The organism is Methanosarcina sp. 1.H.T.1A.1, assembly GCF_000979295.1.
Taxonomy (GTDB): Archaea; Halobacteriota; Methanosarcinia; order Methanosarcinales; family Methanosarcinaceae; genus Methanosarcina.
Window position 1 is genome coordinate 24,461 of sequence record NZ_JJQY01000152.1, and the last position, 1,618, is coordinate 26,078.

General features: G+C 41.3%; 1 protein-coding gene. It reads left to right on the forward strand.

The window, feature by feature from the left end; genetic code table 11:
- Nucleotides 1-31: 31 nt before the first annotated feature.
- Nucleotides 32-1,618 (forward strand): polysaccharide deacetylase family protein (locus tag EO95_RS16860; RefSeq protein WP_327037176.1); only part of this gene is annotated, 1,587 nt, incomplete at its 3' end.

Here is a 1,618-nt window from a genome sequence, read left to right on the forward strand (position 1 = left end):
TACACCTCTCTATTCGTCGGCAGCGTCAGATGTGTATAAGAGACAGGTTCTAACATGGGACGATGCAGCAAATATTCATACGTGTTATACACATTTGCCAATTTTCCAAAAGTATAACGCTACATGCACTATGAATGTAAATAAAGTAAGCCACAGACCACAGGCTATAATAGATGAACTAAATGCACTTCATGAGGCTGGATGGGAAATAGCTGCACATGGGTATAACCACACAGATTCAGTTAACTTTCTACAGAATAACACTACTGAAGAGTTTCTAGACCAGGAAATATTCCCGAACATCGTAGAAATCACCCGTTATGGTTATCCGGTTTATACCTTAGCATATCCCTTTTCGCATAGAACTCCAACTACTGATAGAATACTAGCTCCATATTTCCGGACACTTAGAACGGGAGTCCCCGATGTTGTAAATGATAATGTCAATGAAACACTACTGGCTTATTATGATTGGGACAATGCTCGACTTCTGTATGGTGTTGAAATAGATAACAGTGCTAATGTTAGCTTACAGTCCATAGAATATGGGATTGATCACGCGATAACAACAGGGAGCGTATTGGTGTTATACGGGCATGCGATTACTCCAACGGGTGATGAACGATATCAAACTTCAGAATCGAGACTGGAATCTATTCTAGATTATACCAGTCGTAAAGGCGGAGTATTTTATCACATGGGAGATCTGGGTGATTCGTCCTGGGTGCGACCCTCCAGATTTTCTAATGTAACTGCAAAGTTCACAGTTTCTACAAATAGTTTATTGGTTGGGAAAGACGTAACGTTTGTGGATTACAGTATCAACCAGACCACTGAACTGCTTGATTTCGGGGACGGTTCGCCTAAGAGTAGTACTGCAAATGTTACTCATACATATACAACACCGGGAACTTATACGGCTAATCTAACGGTAACAAATGACGTTTCCAGCGATTCGATGCTTAAAACAATTACGGTAATTCTACCGACAGCTCCAGTTGCCAGTTTCACCAGTGATTACACAACCGGAGTTTCGCCACTGAATATAGCGTTCACAGATACATCAACCGGACTTCCAACATCCTGGTCGTGGAACTTTGGAGACGGAGCTACTTCAACTGAGCAGAATCCAACGCATACTTATTCTGAAGCAGGAAACTACTCTGTTAAGTTGAAAGTGACGAATGAAATTGGATCAAATGACATTCAAAAAGTAAATTATATAACAGTATTACTACCACCACCCTCGTCCAATTTCATTTCAAATATAACATCTGGAAATGTCCCATTAACTGTCCAGTTTAGTGATACCAGTACCGGGTCTCCAACTTCATGGAATTGGAACTTTGGAGATGGAAATACATCAACAAGTCAGAATCCAACGCATACTTATTCCCTTGCAGGAAGTTATACTGTTAACCTGACAGTAAGCAACCTGAAAGGCACGGATTCAAAAACTGCTGTTATAACTGTGCTGGAAAAAGTTGATGTACTGCCTGTAGCAGACTTCAGCACAAATGTCACCAGTGGCGATGTTCCCCTTTCAGTCCTCTTTACTGACTGTTCACAAAACGCAACATCGAGGAGCTGGGATGTTAACAATGACGGAGTCGAGGAC